This window comes from Shewanella benthica KT99, assembly GCF_000172075.1.
In the GTDB taxonomy this organism is placed as follows: domain Bacteria; phylum Pseudomonadota; class Gammaproteobacteria; order Enterobacterales; family Shewanellaceae; genus Shewanella; species Shewanella benthica_A.
This window is the reverse complement of record NZ_ABIC01000011.1, coordinates 1-17534: the sequence shown is the minus strand read 5'-3', so window position 1 is coordinate 17534 and position 17534 is coordinate 1. Positions and strand designations below refer to the sequence as shown.

Sequence of the window (17534 nt, the reverse complement as noted above, 5' to 3'; positions counted from 1 at the left end):
AAGTAATTCTAAGCTATACCCTACATAAGGATTAAAAATGAGCAAACCATTTGTTGCAGTCTTGATGGGATCTGATTCTGATTTACCAACCATGCAAGTCACCCTAGAGGTGCTTAAGGGCTTTGGTATTCGATTCGAAGCTAAGGTGACCTCGGCTCACCGTACTCCCGCTGCGACTCACGCCTATGTGCATGATGCAGAAGAGCGCGGTTGTAAGGTTTTCATCTGCGCCGCCGGTCTGGCTGCTCACTTAGCCGGTGCCGTTGCCGGTATCACAACCCGTCCAGTGATTGGCGTCCCGATTGACTGTGGTCCACTTCAGGGTCATGACGCCCTGCTTTCTACTGTGATGATGCCTGGCGGCGTGCCAGTAGCCACTGTGGCTATCGGTAGCGCAGGTGCTAAGAATGCGGGTTACTTAGCCGCGCAAATCTTAGCCGTGGCTGATGACGCTTTGGCGGTTGCGGTAAAAGAGGAACGTGCCAGATCTGCCGCTGTTGTTGAAGCGAAAGATGCTAAGCTGCAAGAAAAACTGGCGAACTTATAGTCTCTGCTAAAGTTTGATAAATAAATGCCATCGACCTAGGGTCGGTGGCATTTTTTATTATTAATAACGTTCTAATTCTCCAGCATCCTCTGTGCTTATTCTCTTTCCCGTGTGTTTATCTATCGCCTTATTGAGTGTTGGATAGAAATACAATAGCCCCTCTATGGGCTGTACCTTGGCTCTGGTCAGGCTCCTTATTGGCTGAAACTGCAGGTCGGAAATCACTAATGTCTTCTGTTCCAGCCTGAATTTATCCACGAGTCGGTTTAGTGAAGATAACCCCCCTGCATCGAGTATCGACACTCCGTCCATGTATAACACCACGACTTTCTTGTTGCGGGCTAGCACATGTATCTCGGCGAAGATGAGATCGGCTGCGGCGAAGAATAGCGGGCCATTAATTTTGATGACCAGCATCTCTTGGGGGACTGGCGTATCGACATAACTAAGATTATGGCCGATATCATAAAGCTTGGTCATGTCGGCTATCTCTTTCATGAAGAGCAGTGCGGCCAGCACTATGCCGACACTGATGGCTATCACCATGTCGAATATCACGGTGAGAGAGAAGCAAGTCATAAACACCAAAATGTCGCTATGAGGTGCCTTCCTGATAAGGTGCCAAGCCTTGGGAGCCTCACTCATGTTCCAGGCGACGACGAGCAGGAGTGCTGCCATTGCCGACATAGGTAAATAGGCCAGCACTTGAGCGAGTAGGAGTAAGCTGGACAAGAGTACCAGGGAATGGATCACGGCGGCAACGGGACTCTGGGCCCCGGCTTTGACGTTGGCAGCGCTCCTTGCTATGGCTGCGGTGGCGGGAATGCCACCGAAGAAGGGGGCGATGATGTTTCCTATCCCCTGACCCAATAATTCGCTGTTGGAGCTGTGGCGCTTACCCGTCATGCCATCGAGCACCACGGCGCACAGCAGTGACTCGATAGCCCCCAACATGGCGATGGCAAAAGCGCTGGGTAGTAGGGCCTGTATCAAGGACCAGCTCAGTTTCAGTGTGCCGCCATCGGGACCTGTTCGCATCCAGGGCCATTCGAAGCCTGGTAGCAAGGGTGGGATCCCCATGCCTGTAGTGCCATCACTCAAGGTGTAATGAAAACGTGTGCCTATGGTCTCTATCTGAGCACCATAATGGTTGAGTGCCAATGCTAACAGGCTGCCGATGACGATGGCGGGCAGATGAGCCGGCACCTGTGTACGTAACTTGGGCCAGAATAGCATCACCAACAAGGTGGTGAGAGCCACTGAGGTGCTGGCCAGATCGAAATCGGGCACTGACTGCACTAGTATATATGCTTTATCTAAGAAGCTTTCAGGCATGACGCTCAAGGACAGGCCGAAGAAGTCCTTCACCTGAAGTGTGGCTATGACCAGACCTATGCCGGCGGTAAAGCCTAAGGTAACAGGCTCGGGAATATATTGGATTAGTCTGCCGAGTTTGAGTAAGGCCATCATGACCAAGATGATGCCGGACATCACAGTGGCCAGCAGTAAGCCCGCTAAGCCAAACTGTTGTGCTATGGGGTAAAGCAGCACGACAAATGCGGCCGTGGGGCCGGAAATGCTGTAACGTGAGCCACCAGTGAGGGCGATGATGAAGCCACCGACTATGGCCGTATACAGGCCATATTGAGGGGCAACGCCACTGGCAATGGCCAGGGCCATGGATAAAGGGATGGCGATGATGCCAACGGATAATCCTGCCAATGCATCATGCCCCAGACGCTTGAGGGTGTACGTCTGTTTGAAACAAGACTGGATGAGGGCATGACCTAAGGTGAGCGAGAAGAGGTGGGCCTTATGTGACACTGAATTTCCTGATTGAAACAGTAAACGGGACACTATTCTGAGCCTAAGTTAGCTCTGCTTGTGTGAGCCACTTCACGCAAATGAATAAGTGGCTCATATCTGTTAGTCACTCAGATTATTAAATCTTTTAACCCTTTTTTGTTATTAGCCCGTTTATAGGAGTATCAACAGACAAAAGGACAGGATCATGGCTCATTCGAACGCTGATTCGGCTCAAGGCTGCACAGCTCATTTCGCAGCTCATCAATTCACAGCAATGAAAAGTGTGCAAGGGTTTCAATTATCACTCATTTCGGTTTCGTTACTACTGGCCTTGACTGCCTGTGGTGGTCAGCAGGGTGATGCAGAAAAAGACAGCGCAGCAGCGACTGAGCATCAGCAGCAAGAAGAGGTAAAGGAGCATAGAACACTGGCCGATCAAGCCATCTCAGATGATAAATCTGCCGATATGTCTATCTCTGTACCCAGTGGTATATACGGAGCCGGTAAGCAGGCCAGTGAGCGCATGATTAAGATGAAATCCTTAAGCCGCCACCATGTCATGGGGCAGATGAGTGCTCCCGGCGTGTCAGCGTTTAGCCAAGCTAGCAACAGGAATAATTTTGCGAGGCGCACTGCCAATGGCATCATGGTGGTGGGGGAGATCCCGGTATCCACCTTCTCAATCGATACCGATACCGGCAGTTATACGACACTGAGGCGCTGGATCAATCAGGGACGCCTGCCTGAGAAGGGCACGGTTAGAGTCGAGGAGATGATCAATTATTTTAATTATCAATATTCTACTCCCTCAACGGTCGAGCAGCCATTCAGTGTCAATACCGAGCTGGCACCGTCTCCCTATAATGAGCATAAGATGCTGCTCAGGATTGGTCTCAAGGGATATGAGGTCGATAAGTCCCAGCTAGGGGCGAGCAACTTAGTCTTCCTGCTCGATGTCTCCGGCTCGATGAACTCGCGAGATAAGCTGCCGTTACTAAAGACATCATTGAAGATGTTATCCCAGCAACTGAGTGAGCAAGACCATGTCTCCATCGTGGTCTATGCTGGCGCATCGGGTGTGGTGCTAGACGGGGTAAAAGGCAACGACACTCAGGCGATTAATCAGGCATTGAATAGCCTAAAGGCGGGTGGCTCGACCAATGGCGGCGCCGGGATCCAGCAGGCCTATCGACTGGCGCAGAAACATTTCATCCAAGGTGGCGTCAATCGGGTGATCTTGGCCACTGACGGTGATTTTAATGTCGGCACCACAGATCATCAGGCCTTGATGGACCTGATAGCAGCCAAACGTGACCAAGGCATAGCCCTAACGACCTTAGGTTTCGGTCAAGGAAATTATAACGATCACCTGATGGAACAACTTGCCGATAAGGGCAATGGTCATTATGCCTACATAGATACGCTCAATGAGGCGCGTAAGGTGCTGGTGGATGAGCTGAGTTCGACCCTGTTGACCATAGCTAAAGATGTGAAGATTCAAGTGGAGTTTAATCCGGCAATCGTCGCCGAATATCGTTTGATAGGCTATGAAAATCGGGCCCTCAACCGTGAAGATTTCAATAATGACAAGGTGGATGCCGGCGAGATAGGGGCGGGTCACAGGGTCACCGCGCTCTATGAGATAAGCTATGTCGATAGTCCCAACCAGGCCAACGACAAACTCAGATATGGTTATGATAATGCTACTGGCATGGAGAAATATAGCCGGGATGAGATAGCCTTTCTCAAGCTGCGCTATAAGCCCATAGGGGAAGATACCAGCCGATTGATCTCATATGCGATTCGCCGAGACTCTGGAGTTAAGACCTTAGCCCAGGCGAGCGATGACTATAGATTCTCGGCCGCAGTTGCCGGACTGGGGCAATTGATTAATCAGAGTCTCTATACCCATGACTTGAGCTATTCTAAGGTGATCGACTTGGCTAACTCTGCAATGGGCCAAGACGCGTTCGGCTATCGTCATGAGTTTGTGCAGCTCGCTAAGACAGCTCGCCTGCTGGCAGGGCAAGAGGCTGTTGTCGAGGGAGAAAACATGTCGAGGGTCATTCACCCCATAAAACCTATGCCCAAACCTAAGGTCGAAGTTCAACCTAAGTACATAGCGCCACATATAATCTCTCCCGAATACTAGCTTGAGATAGACAAAGGGATTCAGGGCGTGCAAACTTTCCATCACTAGTCTATCTATAGTCTCTCCCTCGATAGGTTTACGGCCTAAGGGAGAGGCGTTTCAGCAGGAGAGGTTTGTGGCACAAGCGTTAGGGCAAGATAAATCGACAGAGGCGGAGATAGATCAGCGCTTAATGCTGAACTATGCCAGTGGAGACACCTCGGCATTTGAAACTCTCTATCTAAAACATAAGGGTGGCTTGTATCGTTATTTTGTCCGCCAGATAGGGGATAAACAGTTGGCGGAAGACCTCTATCAGGAGACCTGGGGGCGGATCATTAAATCTGCATCCAGTTATCAGGCCGATGCTAAATTTACGACCTGGATCTATAAAATTGCCCATAACTTGCTTATCGACCACGTTAGAGCGGTGAAACCTGTCGACCTGTTTAGCGAGACCTTTAGCGAAGAGCAAGACGCCGAAGCCTTGCTGCCCAGTGATGAGATGTCATCGGACAGGGCGATGGAGGATAGTTTTAAGGCTAGCCTGCTTAAACGTTGCATCGCATTATTGCCGATGGTGCAGAAAGAAGCCTTGTTATTGAATATGGAGGCGGGCTTTACCGCCAGTGCCATCGCAGATATCGTCGGCGTGACACTCGAAGCGACCAAGAGTCGCATTCGCTATGCCAACCAAGGTCTTAAAACCTGTGTGATGAATAAGTGGCAGGAGGTTCAAAATGAAAGATGAGCAACACAATAAGCCTGCGACCGAGCAAGCTGAGGAATTCGATAACGAGCTGCAGACCTGGTATAAGTTGCAGGCCCAAGAGCAAGCTAGCAGTGAACTCGATGATAGCATCATCAAGATGGCTATTGAGGCGAGCGCCGTGAGCAATCAAGCTGCGGTTGATAGCAGTAAGCATCAAGCCCCATTAGCGGGCGACAAGTTCACTGACAATGTGGTGAGAGTCGAGAATAGTTTTTGGCGAAAGAATAGATGGGCATTGTCGTCTGCCGCCTCCGTGATGCTGGTGGTGACTGTGGTCATGTTAAACCCTCAAAGCCCCCAAGAGATCCTCTCCGATGATGCCATGCCCATGATGATGCAGATGAGCCAGCCGCTCGATGAACAGCTTGAATCCTTGCAAGCCGATACTGTCGATGTGAAGAGTGAGTCCAGACAAGCACACAGGACACCGAGCGCAATGCCGGCATCGGCACAGCAGTTTGACGGGGCTGCCGCGCCGAAAATGAAACCGACGGGTGAAGGCGCTGATGACAGAGCTAAGCTAGGCGCAGAGGCGCAGAGTAACCTGTCGCTGTCGAGCAAGTCTTTATCGAGTCATGCCTTACCTAACAAGAGTGTGCCACAGCGTGAGGCTATGGTGAGTGCCAAGCAAGCATTGAATCATCTGCAAAACTTGATCGATTCGAAACTGTGGGATGAGGCTGAGAAGCTAGCCAACAAGCTTGCCAAGCAGTATCCAAACCTCGAAGAGTCTGAGCATCCTCAGCATCAAAGGTGGAGTGAGTTGCAGGCAGAAATAACAGCGCACTAGCTGGCTGATTTCTCTACATTACATTTCTCTGTTATTTAACAGCACTAAGGCAGTTATCGCTATGCTAGCTGCCTCAATTAGTTTGTACACATTCCATCCCTCCATCCCCGGTTAATTCAGAGGATAGGACTGCTTTGTTTATTAGTTTGTACACATTTGCTAATGATTTAGGTACTAATTATTACTGTTGGTTTAATAAAAGTTTGCTACCTTGTGGGCCTGAAATAATAATATCAATAATAAATAACGAGCTAATCATGAAACTTCGCCTTTCTGTTGTCTGCACCTTATTAGCGCTCGGCAGCCTAAGTTCTGCGGCCGCTTTTTCGGCAAAGACTATTCATCCCGGTTATTTTCGCGCCCCGGCACTGAGCGATAATACTTTAGTGTTTACCGCCGAGGGCGATCTCTGGACCAAGAAGCTAGGCCAGAGCCAGGCTCAGAGGCTGACCAGTTTGCCGGCAGAGGAGTTAGGGGCTACAGTATCGAAAGATGGCGACTGGGTAGCCTATGTGGCTAACTACGAAGGTAGCAGCGAAGTCTATGTTATCCCTATCAAAGGTGGTCAGGCGAAGCGAATAAGTTTCGAAAATAGCCGAGTGCGAGTACAGGGCTGGACGGCCGATGGCCAGGTCTTGTATGCCACAGATAATGCCTTCGGTCCGGCCAACTATTGGGTGCTTAGAAGCGTTAATCCAGACACCTTGGAGACTCAAGACTTGCCTCTTGCCGATGCCATCGAAGGGACTATCGATGATAAAGGCGAGTATCTGTATTTCACTCGTTTTGGATTACAGGCGACCGGCGACAACGTCAAGGTGTATCGCGGTGGCGCCAAAGGTGAGCTGTGGCGTTTCAAGTTGGGCTCCAAGACTGAAGCCCAGCGCTTAACATCGGACCATATTGGCTCAGTGCGTCACCCCATGCTCTGGGATGACCGCCTCTATTTTGTTAGCGACAGTGATGGCAACGATAACATCTGGTCCATGACACTAGATGGCAAAGCATTTAAGCAGCATACCCAGTTTACCGATTGGCAGGTTCGCGGCGCGCGCATAAATAATGGCCGCATCGTGTTCCAGCAGGGCGCCGATATCAAGCTCTACGATATCGCTGCCAATAGCAGCCGCACATTAGATATTAACTTAGTGTCTGATTTTCCACAGCGGCGTGAACATTGGGTTAACGACCCGATGAAGTACGCCACATCTACTCGTCTTTCACCTTCGGCAAGCAAGGTGGTGATAACGGCAAGAAGTCATGTGGCCGTAGCGGCCACAGATGGTTCACGTTTAGTTGAACTCGCCTTACCCGGCAGCAGCCGTATTCGCAATGCTGTGATGAGTCCAGATGGAAAATGGGTCTATGGCATCAGCGATGCTTCCGGTGAGCAAGAGATCTGGCGCTTCCCGGCCGATGGCGGGAATGGCGCTAAACAGTTAACCGATAATGGTCACACCTTACGCATGTCGCTCAGTGTTTCACCGGATGGAAGATACATTGCCAGTGATGATTATGACGGTAACGTGTGGTTGCTGGACCTTAAGAAGAATAGGCACAAGAAGATCATCACCCAAGGCGAGGGCCTGGGCCCTTATGCCGATATCGTCTGGTCGGGTGACAGTCAGTTTATTGCCGTCACTAAGTTAGAGATGGGCAAACCCAGACCTCAAATCGTGCTTTATTCATTAGCTAAACAGCGTGCTGAGACCTTGACCAGTGATAAATATGAATCTTACTCACCCGCGTTTAGCACAGATGGTCATTGGCTCTATTTCCTCTCCGACAGGCAATTTAACTCTACACCTACCTCGCCCTGGGGCGATCGTAACTTAGGGCCTATGTTTGACAAACGTAGCCAAATTTTTGCCTTGGCATTAGATAAAGATGCCAGGTTTGCTTTTCAGAAACCCAATGAGTTATTTAAGCCTGAAGCCGATGACAAAGATAAGACATCATCGAATAAGGTGACAGTCGACTGGGATGGCTTGAGTCAGAGACTATGGCAGGTTCCGGTGGCGTCCGGTAACTATTCAGCATTGACGGCGAACAAGGATGGGCTCTACTTTCTCGATCGCGCCGCCGCCCGTGGCAGTAAGTCTAACTTGAAGTTGGTGAAGTTCGATCCTCTCAGCCCTAAAGTGGAAATATTTGCTAAAGGCGTCGCCAGTTACAGTCTATCGGCGGATGGTGAGAAGCTATTTATTCGCAAGTCTAATCATGGCGGTAAAGATATGCTCATTGTCGATGCCGGTGATAAATTGCCTAAAGAACTGACCAATGCCAAGGTGCAGATACAGCAATGGCAGCTCGCCATAGAGCCAAGGCTTGAATGGCAGCAGATGTTTGAAGATGCCTGGTTGATGCACAGAGACTCTTTCTACGATAAGAAGATGCGTGGCCTGGATTGGCAGGCGACCAAGGCTAAATACCAACCTCTGGTAGACAGACTCACGGACAGACACGAACTCAACGATCTGTTTAAGCAGATGATGGCCGAGCTGGATTCGCTCCATTCTCAGGTTCGCGGTGGTGATCTGGACAAAGATAAGCAGATGGCCAAAGCCGCCAGTTTAGGTGCACGTCTCGAGCAGACGAAAGCCGGCGTTAAGATCACTCACATCTACCAGAATGACCCCGAGTTACCCAGTCAAGCCGCGCCACTTGCAAAGGTGAGCGTCGATGCTGAGGTGGGGGATATCATCATCGCCATTAACGGCAAGAAGGTGACTAATGTTGCCGATGTGACCCGTTTCCTGAGAAATCAGGTGAAGAAGCAGGTGTTGCTCCAGCTAAAACGCGGCAATAAACAACATAAAACCATAGTGAAGCCTGTGACGATCCGCAGTGATGCTAAGCTCAGATACTTAGACTGGGTTAACCATAACGGCACTAAGGTGAGTGACACTAGTGAAGGTAAAATTGGTTACTTACACCTCTATGCCATGGGCAGCGGTGACATTGCCAGCTTCGCCCGTGAGTTTTACGCTAACTATGAGAAAGAAGGGCTGATTATAGATGTGCGTCGTAATCGCGGCGGTAATATCGACAGCTGGATCATCGAAAAATTACTGCGCCGTACCTGGGCATTCTGGCAACCGACTCGTGGCACGCCAAATGCGAATATGCAGCAGACCTTCCGCGGCCATTTGGTTGTGTTGACCGATGAACTCACCTATTCAGATGGTGAGACCTTCGCTGCCGGCATCAAGGCCCTCGGCATAGCACCACTTATCGGTAAACAGACTGCGGGGGCCGGTGTCTGGCTGTCGGGACGTAATTCCCTGGCAGACAAAGGCATGGCGCGCGTCGCCGAATATCCTCAATATGCCATGGACGGTCGCTGGATCCTCGAAGGCCGGGGAGTGAGTCCGGATATTGAGGTGGATAACTTACCTTATGCCACCTTTACCGGGTATGATGCTCAGCTTGAAAAGGCCATTTCATACCTTAAAGATGAGCTGGTACAGAAGCCGATAAAGCCACTCAAGGCGTTGCCGCTTGCCGGGCAATCCATGGCTGATGATATAAACAGTCAGTAGCTAAGTCAGTCACTAATAGTTAAATAAAATAATGATTTATTAAATAAAATTAATTAGTTAAAGATATGTGGATGATGCATATTAATGCTTATCCAATAGTTTTTGTATCAGGCATACCCTATGTCTGTTTCGGCTCTCTCACCAAGGTCGGAATTTTTAGGAGGTTATCAGCCAAGCAGTTCCCAGGCTGATAGCTTCCGTTTTTCTTTTCCCCTATTTAAGCATTTTATCACTAGCCTCTATGGTACTTTTTACTCAAAATCCTTGTTCTAGGTGGCTTACTCATGATTCTTTTCTATAATTTATTAGCCAGAGTCCCTTAGCTTTCTTTTTTGGGAGAACAGATACTGGGCTATATTAAGGATTAGAGGTAGGAAAATGCAGCTTGCCATAAAAGATAAGTCAGTATGGAGTTCTCTGATCTTGATCGGAGTCCTTACTCTGTCACCCACAGCCATCGCCGATGATAGCCATTTCAAGATAGCAGTAGGTGGTTTTTACTCCAATTCTGACACAGGAATGGATGTCACGAGTCCATTAACAGGCAAAACCTTTGAGCTCGATTTTGAGACTGATTTAGAGCTGGTAGAGAGTGAGTTTTTGCCTTTTTTTGAAATTGCATATTGGTTCAATGCCCGGCATGGTATCTATTTTGACTGGCAACGACTTCATCGTGATGCAACCAATACTAATATCACAGTGCCCTACGAGTTTGACCATCCCGACCCTGATATCGATGAGACTTATTCGATTCAACTCGGCGCCGAGATCACCACAACCTTTAATGTCGATATCGCTCGCATAGGTTATGGCTATGATTTTTATAAGGATGATGCATGGGATCTCATCTTTACCGCCGGTTTTCATGTCATGTGGTTAGAGTTAGGCTTCGAGGGGGAGATTGGTGCTTGTGTCGATGATAACTGCGGCATCATAGATATCGCTCCCAATACTGTGGTGTTTACCGATGTGACGGCTCCTTTGCCGGATCTCGGTCTACTGGCTCATTATCAGTTTGCCGATAGTTGGAGTATTACTGGCCATGCTCAGTATTTTTATATCAAAATAGACAATATAAAGGGTGAATTGATCGATCTCAGCGGTGGGATTGAATATAACTTTGAAGGTAAATTTGCAGCAGATTTATCTTATAAATATTACAAAGTGACCGTAGATATCGAGGGTGATCATACCACTACCAGTATCCATTATGGCTTTCATGGACCCATGCTGACACTTTCTTATGAGTTTTAAGCTATAAAATCTAAGTGTCGTTTTCTGCTGGGCTAAACTGTCCTGTCCGATTCTTGGAGTCTACCGGAGAGTTCAATGCCGCCTGCAAGTCCTGCTCAGATAGCGTTTCTTTTTAACGCTGAATATACCGTTACTATTATTCAACTATTAAGAAGGTTAGATAGAGATATCTATCCGCTTATCTCCTGATCAGTATCGAAGATGCTTGAATTAGTTGGCCGTTACCAAAGTGTATGGTGTGATCTCGACAGAAGTCGCCATTCTCTCTAGATATCTCATCGGTTTGCCAGTTTACTTCTGAGGTAAATGCCATTCATTTCTCTACTGAGTTTATTTGAATATTGAGCGACTAGCACGAATGGTTCTGGCTGGACGTCTAGATAATACGAACGTAAATGTAACTTAGTTAGCCTTGCTCATAGATGCTCTGAGTGGTTTTTACATAGGTTTGCATGGTTGAAATCTGTTGCTGCTGGGCTTTAGAGTTAACTAAAGCGTCTCTTGCTTCATCATTATTAGAGACATAATAAGCCGTGACTGGTGATATACCATTACTGTTCCCCGTCGCTACGCCCGCCATATTTGAATAGATTTGATACTGGGCTTGTGCTTTACGGTACTCAAGATAGTTATCGACCTTCTCTCTCTCGTTAATAAATGTTGGTGATGACGGTAAAATTCCAGCCTCTTTAGATGTCGCTGGTGGCTGCTTGGACAAGGCCATGGCTTCGGCCGAAAGGGTGACTGAGTCTGTGATGCTAGGTAGAGGTTTTACGGCTACAACTTCGGCTTGATATGCTGAGATTGGTGCTTTCGCTGTCATTGACTTGGTTGTGCCATACACAGCATTATTTTGTTGAGCGTTCGAGTTAATTTGCATATCAAGCTCATTGGTTACGAGTAAAGTTTGATTGTACAAGTTATAAGCTGAATATTGGCTGAACTCGATACCAAAAATATCAGTGCTCGTTCACCTAACGATACTCATGTTTCTCTAACGTACGAGGTTAAGTAAGCAGATAACTGATACTGGTTATTAGTCCCGTGGCCATAAAAACGGGCAAAGACTTAGCACGGTAACTTAGCGTGAGAATCACTAATAATCCTGCGACAGCAAGCATACCGGTAAAGAATATACTGCCATAAAGCATACCTTGTTTGGCCACATTAAAATAATAGCTTAAGGCAAGCATCGACCAACCAGACCAATATAAGCCCCTACTTTGCCATGGAGTCGGGGCTTTTTTGAAGGTGCTCCTGAAATTTGAAAACATGGCCAATGCTAAACAGCCAAATGCGACATAGCTGATCCACAAGATACTCAATACCATTAGATTGGAGATCATCATTGGGCGTCTCCCTTCACTTTAGCTGTCAGGGGATTTTCAGCCACTAAGTTTTGTCGCTGAGACCCAGTCGCCTTATTTTTATTGATGGCTGCTGATTTAGGTTTTTTTGAAGTATTGAGCTTTGTGACCGTTAAAAGTAAACCTAAGCCTAAAAAGCAAGATAAGAGGTCGAAACCCACTAAGGTCCACTGGCCGCTGACAATATTATCGATAATATTGCTCGGAGAGGTTAGGCGTTGAGTAGAGGTAAAAAAATCAATCCTAGTCCCCCAAGGCTCAAAACCAGTCGCCAACTGCTTAGGCTGCGAGTAAAGCAGGCTAATAACCCGACTAAGCCTAAGGTGATAAAGAAGCAATCGGCTTCCCATTGTGCCCTACCTGGTAACTCGAGCGGCAGCATACGGTTGGCGTAGAAGAAAACCGATGTCGCTAAGGGCAAGCCTGCAATAAATGTCAGGTTCAGCCCTTCTACCAATCGTAGACCCAAACTCGCAGTCTTGCCCTTGCTTATCTGTTTCTGTTGCTTCTGGCGTATTTTTACCGCCCAAAGCAGTGCTCCGGTAGCTATCATGGCGCAGCCCATCAGACCGCAGATAAAGAAGAATCCCCGTAAAAAATAGCCTGCAAAACGAGCCGTATGCAGTGACATTAAGGTGTCGTAAGTTGCATGAGTCGCAGACTCTTCCACAGGTGACATGGAAATTAGCTCACCTGTGACTCCGCTAAATACCATTTGCGTACGTTTGTCGGTGACCAGTTGTCCATTGTTGCGATAGAAACTGATACGGCTATTACTGTCATGTGGCGCAGAGATAACCACTCGTTTAATCGGGGCGTCTCCCCAGTAGCGCTTTACTTGTGGCAATAAGCTAGCTACAGAAATAAGTTTCGCATCTTGGCCACTGGGTTTTGTTTGTACCCTAGATGGGTTTAACTCGGCGCGAAAGGTCCGGTTATCACCGTCGTAATTAGTGACTACCGCCAAGGCATATACATAAACAGACCCGTATAGGTGATCATCAAGTGGTAGGGCAGTGCCATCACTGAGCTGATATTGTGGGCATCAAGCCAAGAACGGTTGCCCTTATTGGGTCTGAAACTGAAAAAATCTTTAAATATTCGTTTATGGATCACCATCCCACTGATTAAGGCGACCAACATAAACATGGTGCAAAATCCCACTATCCAACGGGCAAACTGGGCAGGTATATAATGCAGGTCAAAGTGTAATCGGTAGAAAAAATCACCGCCTTTAGATTCTCGTACTTCACCGATCATCTCTTCACTATCTGCTTTAACGATCAATTCATGATACTCACCGCGGCGTTGCCCAGCTTGCGGTTGATTTTGCCAGCCATAGCTAAGATAGGGTCTGCGCTCCGTTGGCAGGTAGATACGCCAGTCCCTCGCATTATCTGTCCGTTCATTTAAGAAGGTCTGTCCCGACGCTAACTGCTTGCCAAGCTTATTAGCTTGATAATGTTGGAATGTCCCTAAATGTAATTCAGGTTTGGTCCACAATGATATCTCGTGACGGAAATAGCTCATGCTGCCAGCAAAAAAGACGACTAGCAGTATCCAGCAGACTAGCAGACCTACCCAAGTATGGAGCCAGGTCATGGAGCGAAAAAAAAGAATCTTTCATTAGGTTACCTAAAAACGGAAATAAGCCTGTTATAGGTGTTAGGTCATCATTTTAGTGGCTGCGTACAGGCAAGCACTCATGATCAAAATCTCTAACCAGGCACGCATTGGCGACTGTAAACTAAAGGTACGAATCGCACTGACGGCGTAGATAGTGAATGCCAGCATGGTAGCCACTAAGGTTGCATCGACAGCAGGAAGTGGCAGCAAGGCTGCAATAAATCCACATACATTGGCTGCAACCAGATAACCGCCAAATATCGCTGCCGATACTCTGGTGATCAGTGCGCCATGTTTGGGGCGATATAAACTAACTTTTTCTATGAAAGTTAACTTGGTAACGTGAGAGTGAATCACTGTTTGGCTATCCGTTTTAACCTGCTACGAAACAGGTAGATCAAAATGGTGGCACGATTTTACATCAGCAGTATCAGTCTGGTAACTGTTTTCATTCTCATTTACATATAAATTTACACAGTGAGAGCTGCTTCTCATTTTGCGGTAAGATGACGGAAATGATTCGGTGTGAATGAAAATTAATCATCATATAGAGCGAGTATGGTTTATGCTTAATTTTAGTTGATTAATTATCAGTCTCTTGAGTGATGAAAATATCGACATATTGTCTGCTTTTATGACGTTTATCTTAGTTTTGTCTTTATTTTAGACATTGAATATAACCGAGGCTTGCATTTGTTTCGCATCAGGAGTAAATATTAATACAGCTGGTTTGGAACTGTTTTGGTGATTAATTACGTGTGACAAGCATGCATCAAATGTGCCTTGTCATATCCGCCCATTGGCACTTTCATCTTTAAACGTTCACTCTCTGCAATGGTAATAGTTAGGATGGATATAGGGCTATTAGGTCTGTATGAGTATGGAAATACTCTATTAACCGAGTTGGTAATGACTTGCTAGCGTAAAAATTTAAATTAATTTTATCTTAGCCCTTGAGATTTTCAAGCTCAGACCCCAGTTCTATTATTAGAAGTAATTATTAAAAGGAAAACCTATGAAAATAAATCTTTCAGGTCACCACGTAGATGTTAAAGATTCAATCAAAGAACATTTGAACGAAAAGTTTTCCAAGATAGCCACTCATTTCCCGACACTCATCTCGTTAGATGTCACCATCTCTAAAGAGCATGGCGAGTATCAGGTTGAGTTGCGCACTAATTATGAAGGTAGTCGAATCTCTGCATCGGGGACAAACGATGTCATGTATCCGGCTATTGCGATTGCCAAGAAGAAGCTCGAGGCAGCGCTCAAGCACCGTAAGGGTCAGCTAAAAGCTGATAAACATGAGAAACCAGTGAGCACTACGCCAGAAATTGCTCACGAAATAGTCCAAGAAATGAAGCTAATTTAACGCTCGCTTCAAGACTCAAAGTAAAAATAAAGCCATCATAATAGATGGCTTTTTTGCTTTTAGCTTTGGCTAAACACTATCTAGTGCTTTACAGGAAACAGCTTACCTTTGAATACTGTGTCATACACTTGGATATCCTTGAGGCTATCCAACTCAACCTTGTAGGGGTTTTGTTCGAGTATGGTGAAGTTGGCAATTTGTCCCGTCTTAATGCTTCCCAGGTAATCTTCCATCTGCATCAACTGAGAGATGATGGCGCCGTCCATCAAAATTTTGACCTGCTTATCCAAGAAGCGCACCTTAGTGTTGTTGCCGAACATCTTAGTGGTCTGCTCGACTTCGGCGGCCACCCCTTCTTTGCCTGAGTGATTTTTAGGCGAGAGATCATGGCCGAGTTCAGGTAAAACTCATGGCCTGATCTGTGCCATATGCCCATGGGCCGTGACGATGATATGCTATCAAGGGGATTTCGGCTTATATCGCCGTGAAAATAGCTGTTATAACCCCAGCTCCACAGGATCTCTTGCTTGTCAGCTGCAGTCTCGTCACTCAACTTTTCTTCAACATTCATATAGCCTTCAAGTAGAGTCAATGGGTTACAAGGCTGAGCACAGCTTGTTCGATGAGTTAGCTAACGAATTGGATGTAAATGAGGTGTTCAATATAGGCGACAGCCAGCAGGCCCGTACCATAATGACTGCAATCTGGGACGGTTATGAGGTCGCTCGTTCTCTTTAGGGGGCTTGTGATACGCCTTCTTATCTAGTGTGTAAGGACTACACGAATAAAAGGCTTAGCCATATTGGCTAGGCCTTTTTCATGTCTGCGGACAAATAGAACTAGCACGACCCAGAGAAACTGCAGCCGATATTAGAGAATGAATTGAAATAGAGGACCAAGTCTATGCTAAAAATTTCATCTTGGTCTCTATCGGCTATCCCAAGCCTGATGTTTGCTTCAGATGGGCTTAGTTTGTCTGAGACACGTCTACAGTGGGATAATCTGTCTAACCCAACTCAACTCAACGCCGCCATGTCTGATGTTAGTTTCAGATGGGCTTAGTTTGTTTGAGACATGTTGATAGTGGGATAATCCGTGTAACCTAACTCAGTACCGCCATACATGGTGGTAGGATCCACTGCATTGAGGGGAAGATCATGGCGGATCCGCTCAGGCAGGTCAGGGTTGGCGATGAAGGGACGACCGAAGGCGATCAAGTCACCCCAGTTCTTCTCCAATAGCCGTTGACCACGTTCGGGGGTATAACGTCCGGCGTAGATGATGAGTCCAGAAAAGCTGTCTCTCACCGCCTGTCTGAAACTGTCGGGCAGTTCAGGTGCATTGTCCCAATCGGCTTCCGCCAGAGACAGATAACCTAATTTCGCCTGCTCCAGCATCTTGATTGCCGTCACATAGGTGGTGTGGGGATCATCTTCTAACAGGCCAAGATAGATACGATCTTCTTGTGTGGTCTCGAACATAGGCGCGAAACGTACTCCGACTCTCTCCGGGGGGAAAACCTGGGTCACAGCCTCGATAATCTCCTTTAGAAAATGCAGTCTATTCTCTAATGAGCCGCCGTATTCATCCTCCCTGAAGTTACTCTTATCTGAGATGAACTGGTTCACCAGATAACCATTGGCACTGTGTATCTCTATGCCATCGAATCCCGCCTCTTTGGCGTTGACTGCGGCCTGCTTGTAGAGCTGAACCAGCTCCTTAACCTCCTGAGTGGAGAGTGCGCGGGCCGGAGAAGGCTCAGCTAATGCCCCTTCTCCCGGTCCGGTCTCGATAAATACGCTGACCGTTTCAGCTTTACCCGCAGAAGGGGCAATTGGCGCGGCGTTGCCGGGCTGTAAGCTGGTGTGAGACACCCGGCCTACATGCCAGAGCTGAGCGAAAATCACTTTTCCCTGATCATGTATGGCTTGGGTCACCTTTCGCCAGCCTTCAACTTGCTCGGGAGAGTGAATGCCAGGAGTCCAGGCATAGCCCTGACCCCTGGGCTCTATCTGAGTGCCTTCGGTGATCATAAAACCTGCACCGGATCTTTGGCTGTAGTATCGAGCCATCAGTTCGTTGGCTATGTTACCGGGTTGACTGCTACGGGAGCGTGTCAGTGGCGGTAGCACGATACGATTTTCTAAGGTCAGTGAGCCCAGTGTTGCTGTGTCAAATAGTGCGGGATATTTCATAAGTTAGCCTTGATTACTCTGTTATTGGGCTAATATAAGACTTCTATTGATGCAAAAAAATAACTAAACTTCGAAATTACTATTCGAATAAACGGAATAAAATGCTGGATAAACTCCCCAATCTCAGAAGCT

At 47.4% G+C, this 17534-nt stretch carries 15 protein-coding genes and 1 pseudogene; 9 read left to right on the top strand and 7 right to left on the bottom strand.

Annotation, left to right across the window (positions count from 1 at the left end; genetic code table 11):
- Positions 1 to 37 precede the first annotated feature (37 nt).
- Entirely contained in the window at positions 38 to 547 is a 510-nt protein-coding gene (purE, locus tag KT99_RS07120; protein ID WP_005498433.1) for a 5-(carboxyamino)imidazole ribonucleotide mutase, read from the top strand.
- A 60-nt stretch (positions 548 to 607) separates the two neighbouring features.
- On the opposite strand, the gene dauA is transcribed toward purE, so the two are convergent.
- Positions 608 to 2371 carry a C4-dicarboxylic acid transporter DauA gene (dauA, locus tag KT99_RS07115; RefSeq protein ID WP_005498431.1) on the bottom strand — a complete coding sequence of 588 codons (1764 nt, stop codon included), beginning with the start codon at positions 2369 to 2371 and terminating at the stop codon, positions 608 to 610.
- A 256-nt stretch (positions 2372 to 2627) separates the two neighbouring features.
- On the opposite strand from dauA, the gene KT99_RS07110 reads away from it, so the two are divergent.
- The 5 genes from KT99_RS07110 to KT99_RS07090 all read left to right on the top strand — a co-directional run bounded on the left by KT99_RS07110 (position 2628) and on the right by KT99_RS07090 (position 10842).
- Positions 2628 to 4505, top strand: coding sequence for a vWA domain-containing protein (locus KT99_RS07110; protein WP_232504264.1), 1878 nt, complete (start codon positions 2628 to 2630; stop codon positions 4503 to 4505).
- 172 nt (positions 4506 to 4677) lie between these two features.
- Complete coding sequence (locus KT99_RS07105) at positions 4678 to 5235, top strand: sigma-70 family RNA polymerase sigma factor (protein ID WP_198402004.1); 558 nt, start codon at positions 4678 to 4680, stop codon at positions 5233 to 5235.
- Positions 5225 to 6046: a hypothetical protein gene (locus KT99_RS07100; protein ID WP_005498426.1), complete on the top strand. Its 822-nt coding sequence runs from the start codon at positions 5225 to 5227 to the stop codon at positions 6044 to 6046. Before KT99_RS07105 ends, KT99_RS07100 begins: the two co-directional genes overlap by 11 nt.
- Before the next feature lie 257 nt (positions 6047 to 6303).
- The gene (locus KT99_RS07095; protein ID WP_005498424.1) at positions 6304 to 9588 is read left to right on the top strand and encodes a S41 family peptidase; all 3285 of its coding nucleotides are present in this window, start codon (positions 6304 to 6306) and stop codon (positions 9586 to 9588) included.
- 378 nt (positions 9589 to 9966) lie between these two features.
- Positions 9967 to 10842 (top strand): hypothetical protein, encoded by an 876-nt coding sequence (locus KT99_RS07090; RefSeq protein ID WP_005498423.1) that lies wholly within the window; start codon positions 9967 to 9969, stop codon positions 10840 to 10842.
- 406 nt (positions 10843 to 11248) lie between these two features.
- On the opposite strand, the gene KT99_RS07085 is transcribed toward KT99_RS07090, so the two are convergent.
- The 4 genes and pseudogenes from KT99_RS07085 to KT99_RS07070 form a co-directional block, all read right to left on the bottom strand.
- Entirely contained in the window at positions 11249 to 11722 is a 474-nt protein-coding gene (locus tag KT99_RS07085) for a hypothetical protein (RefSeq protein ID WP_040571705.1), read from the bottom strand.
- A gap of 127 nt (positions 11723 to 11849) precedes the next feature.
- Positions 11850 to 12191 carry a DUF3325 domain-containing protein gene (locus KT99_RS07080; RefSeq protein ID WP_005498419.1) on the bottom strand — a complete coding sequence of 114 codons (342 nt, stop codon included), beginning with the start codon at positions 12189 to 12191 and terminating at the stop codon, positions 11850 to 11852.
- Positions 12188 to 13811: pseudogene (locus tag KT99_RS07075) on the bottom strand (PepSY-associated TM helix domain-containing protein). The gene KT99_RS07080 and the pseudogene KT99_RS07075 overlap by 4 nt, the downstream one beginning before the upstream one ends.
- Before the next feature lie 63 nt (positions 13812 to 13874).
- A complete protein-coding gene (locus KT99_RS07070; protein WP_005498413.1) occupies positions 13875 to 14192 on the bottom strand; it encodes a hypothetical protein in 318 nt (105 codons plus the stop codon).
- Positions 14193 to 14850: 658 nt separating this feature from the next.
- On the opposite strand from KT99_RS07070, the gene hpf reads away from it, so the two are divergent.
- Positions 14851 to 15207, top strand: a complete 357-nt coding sequence (gene hpf, locus KT99_RS07065) for a ribosome hibernation-promoting factor, HPF/YfiA family (RefSeq protein ID WP_005498411.1) — start codon at positions 14851 to 14853, stop codon at positions 15205 to 15207.
- Positions 15208 to 15287: 80 nt separating this feature from the next.
- On the opposite strand, the gene KT99_RS22250 is transcribed toward hpf, so the two are convergent.
- On the bottom strand, positions 15288 to 15557 hold the full coding sequence (locus KT99_RS22250; RefSeq protein ID WP_005498409.1) for a hypothetical protein: 270 nt from the start codon (positions 15555 to 15557) through the stop codon (positions 15288 to 15290).
- Positions 15558 to 15798: 241 nt separating this feature from the next.
- On the opposite strand from KT99_RS22250, the gene KT99_RS22245 reads away from it, so the two are divergent.
- Positions 15799 to 15945, top strand: coding sequence for a hypothetical protein (locus KT99_RS22245; protein ID WP_005498407.1), 147 nt, complete (start codon positions 15799 to 15801; stop codon positions 15943 to 15945).
- A 165-nt stretch (positions 15946 to 16110) separates the two neighbouring features.
- Positions 16111 to 16269, top strand: coding sequence for a hypothetical protein (locus KT99_RS21945; RefSeq protein ID WP_157752187.1), 159 nt, complete (start codon positions 16111 to 16113; stop codon positions 16267 to 16269).
- Here the strand turns inward: KT99_RS21945 and KT99_RS07055 are convergent.
- Positions 16266 to 17402, bottom strand: a complete 1137-nt coding sequence (locus tag KT99_RS07055) for an alkene reductase (protein ID WP_005498405.1) — start codon at positions 17400 to 17402, stop codon at positions 16266 to 16268. The genes KT99_RS21945 and KT99_RS07055 overlap by 4 nt on opposite strands.
- Positions 17403 to 17534 lie beyond the last annotated feature (132 nt).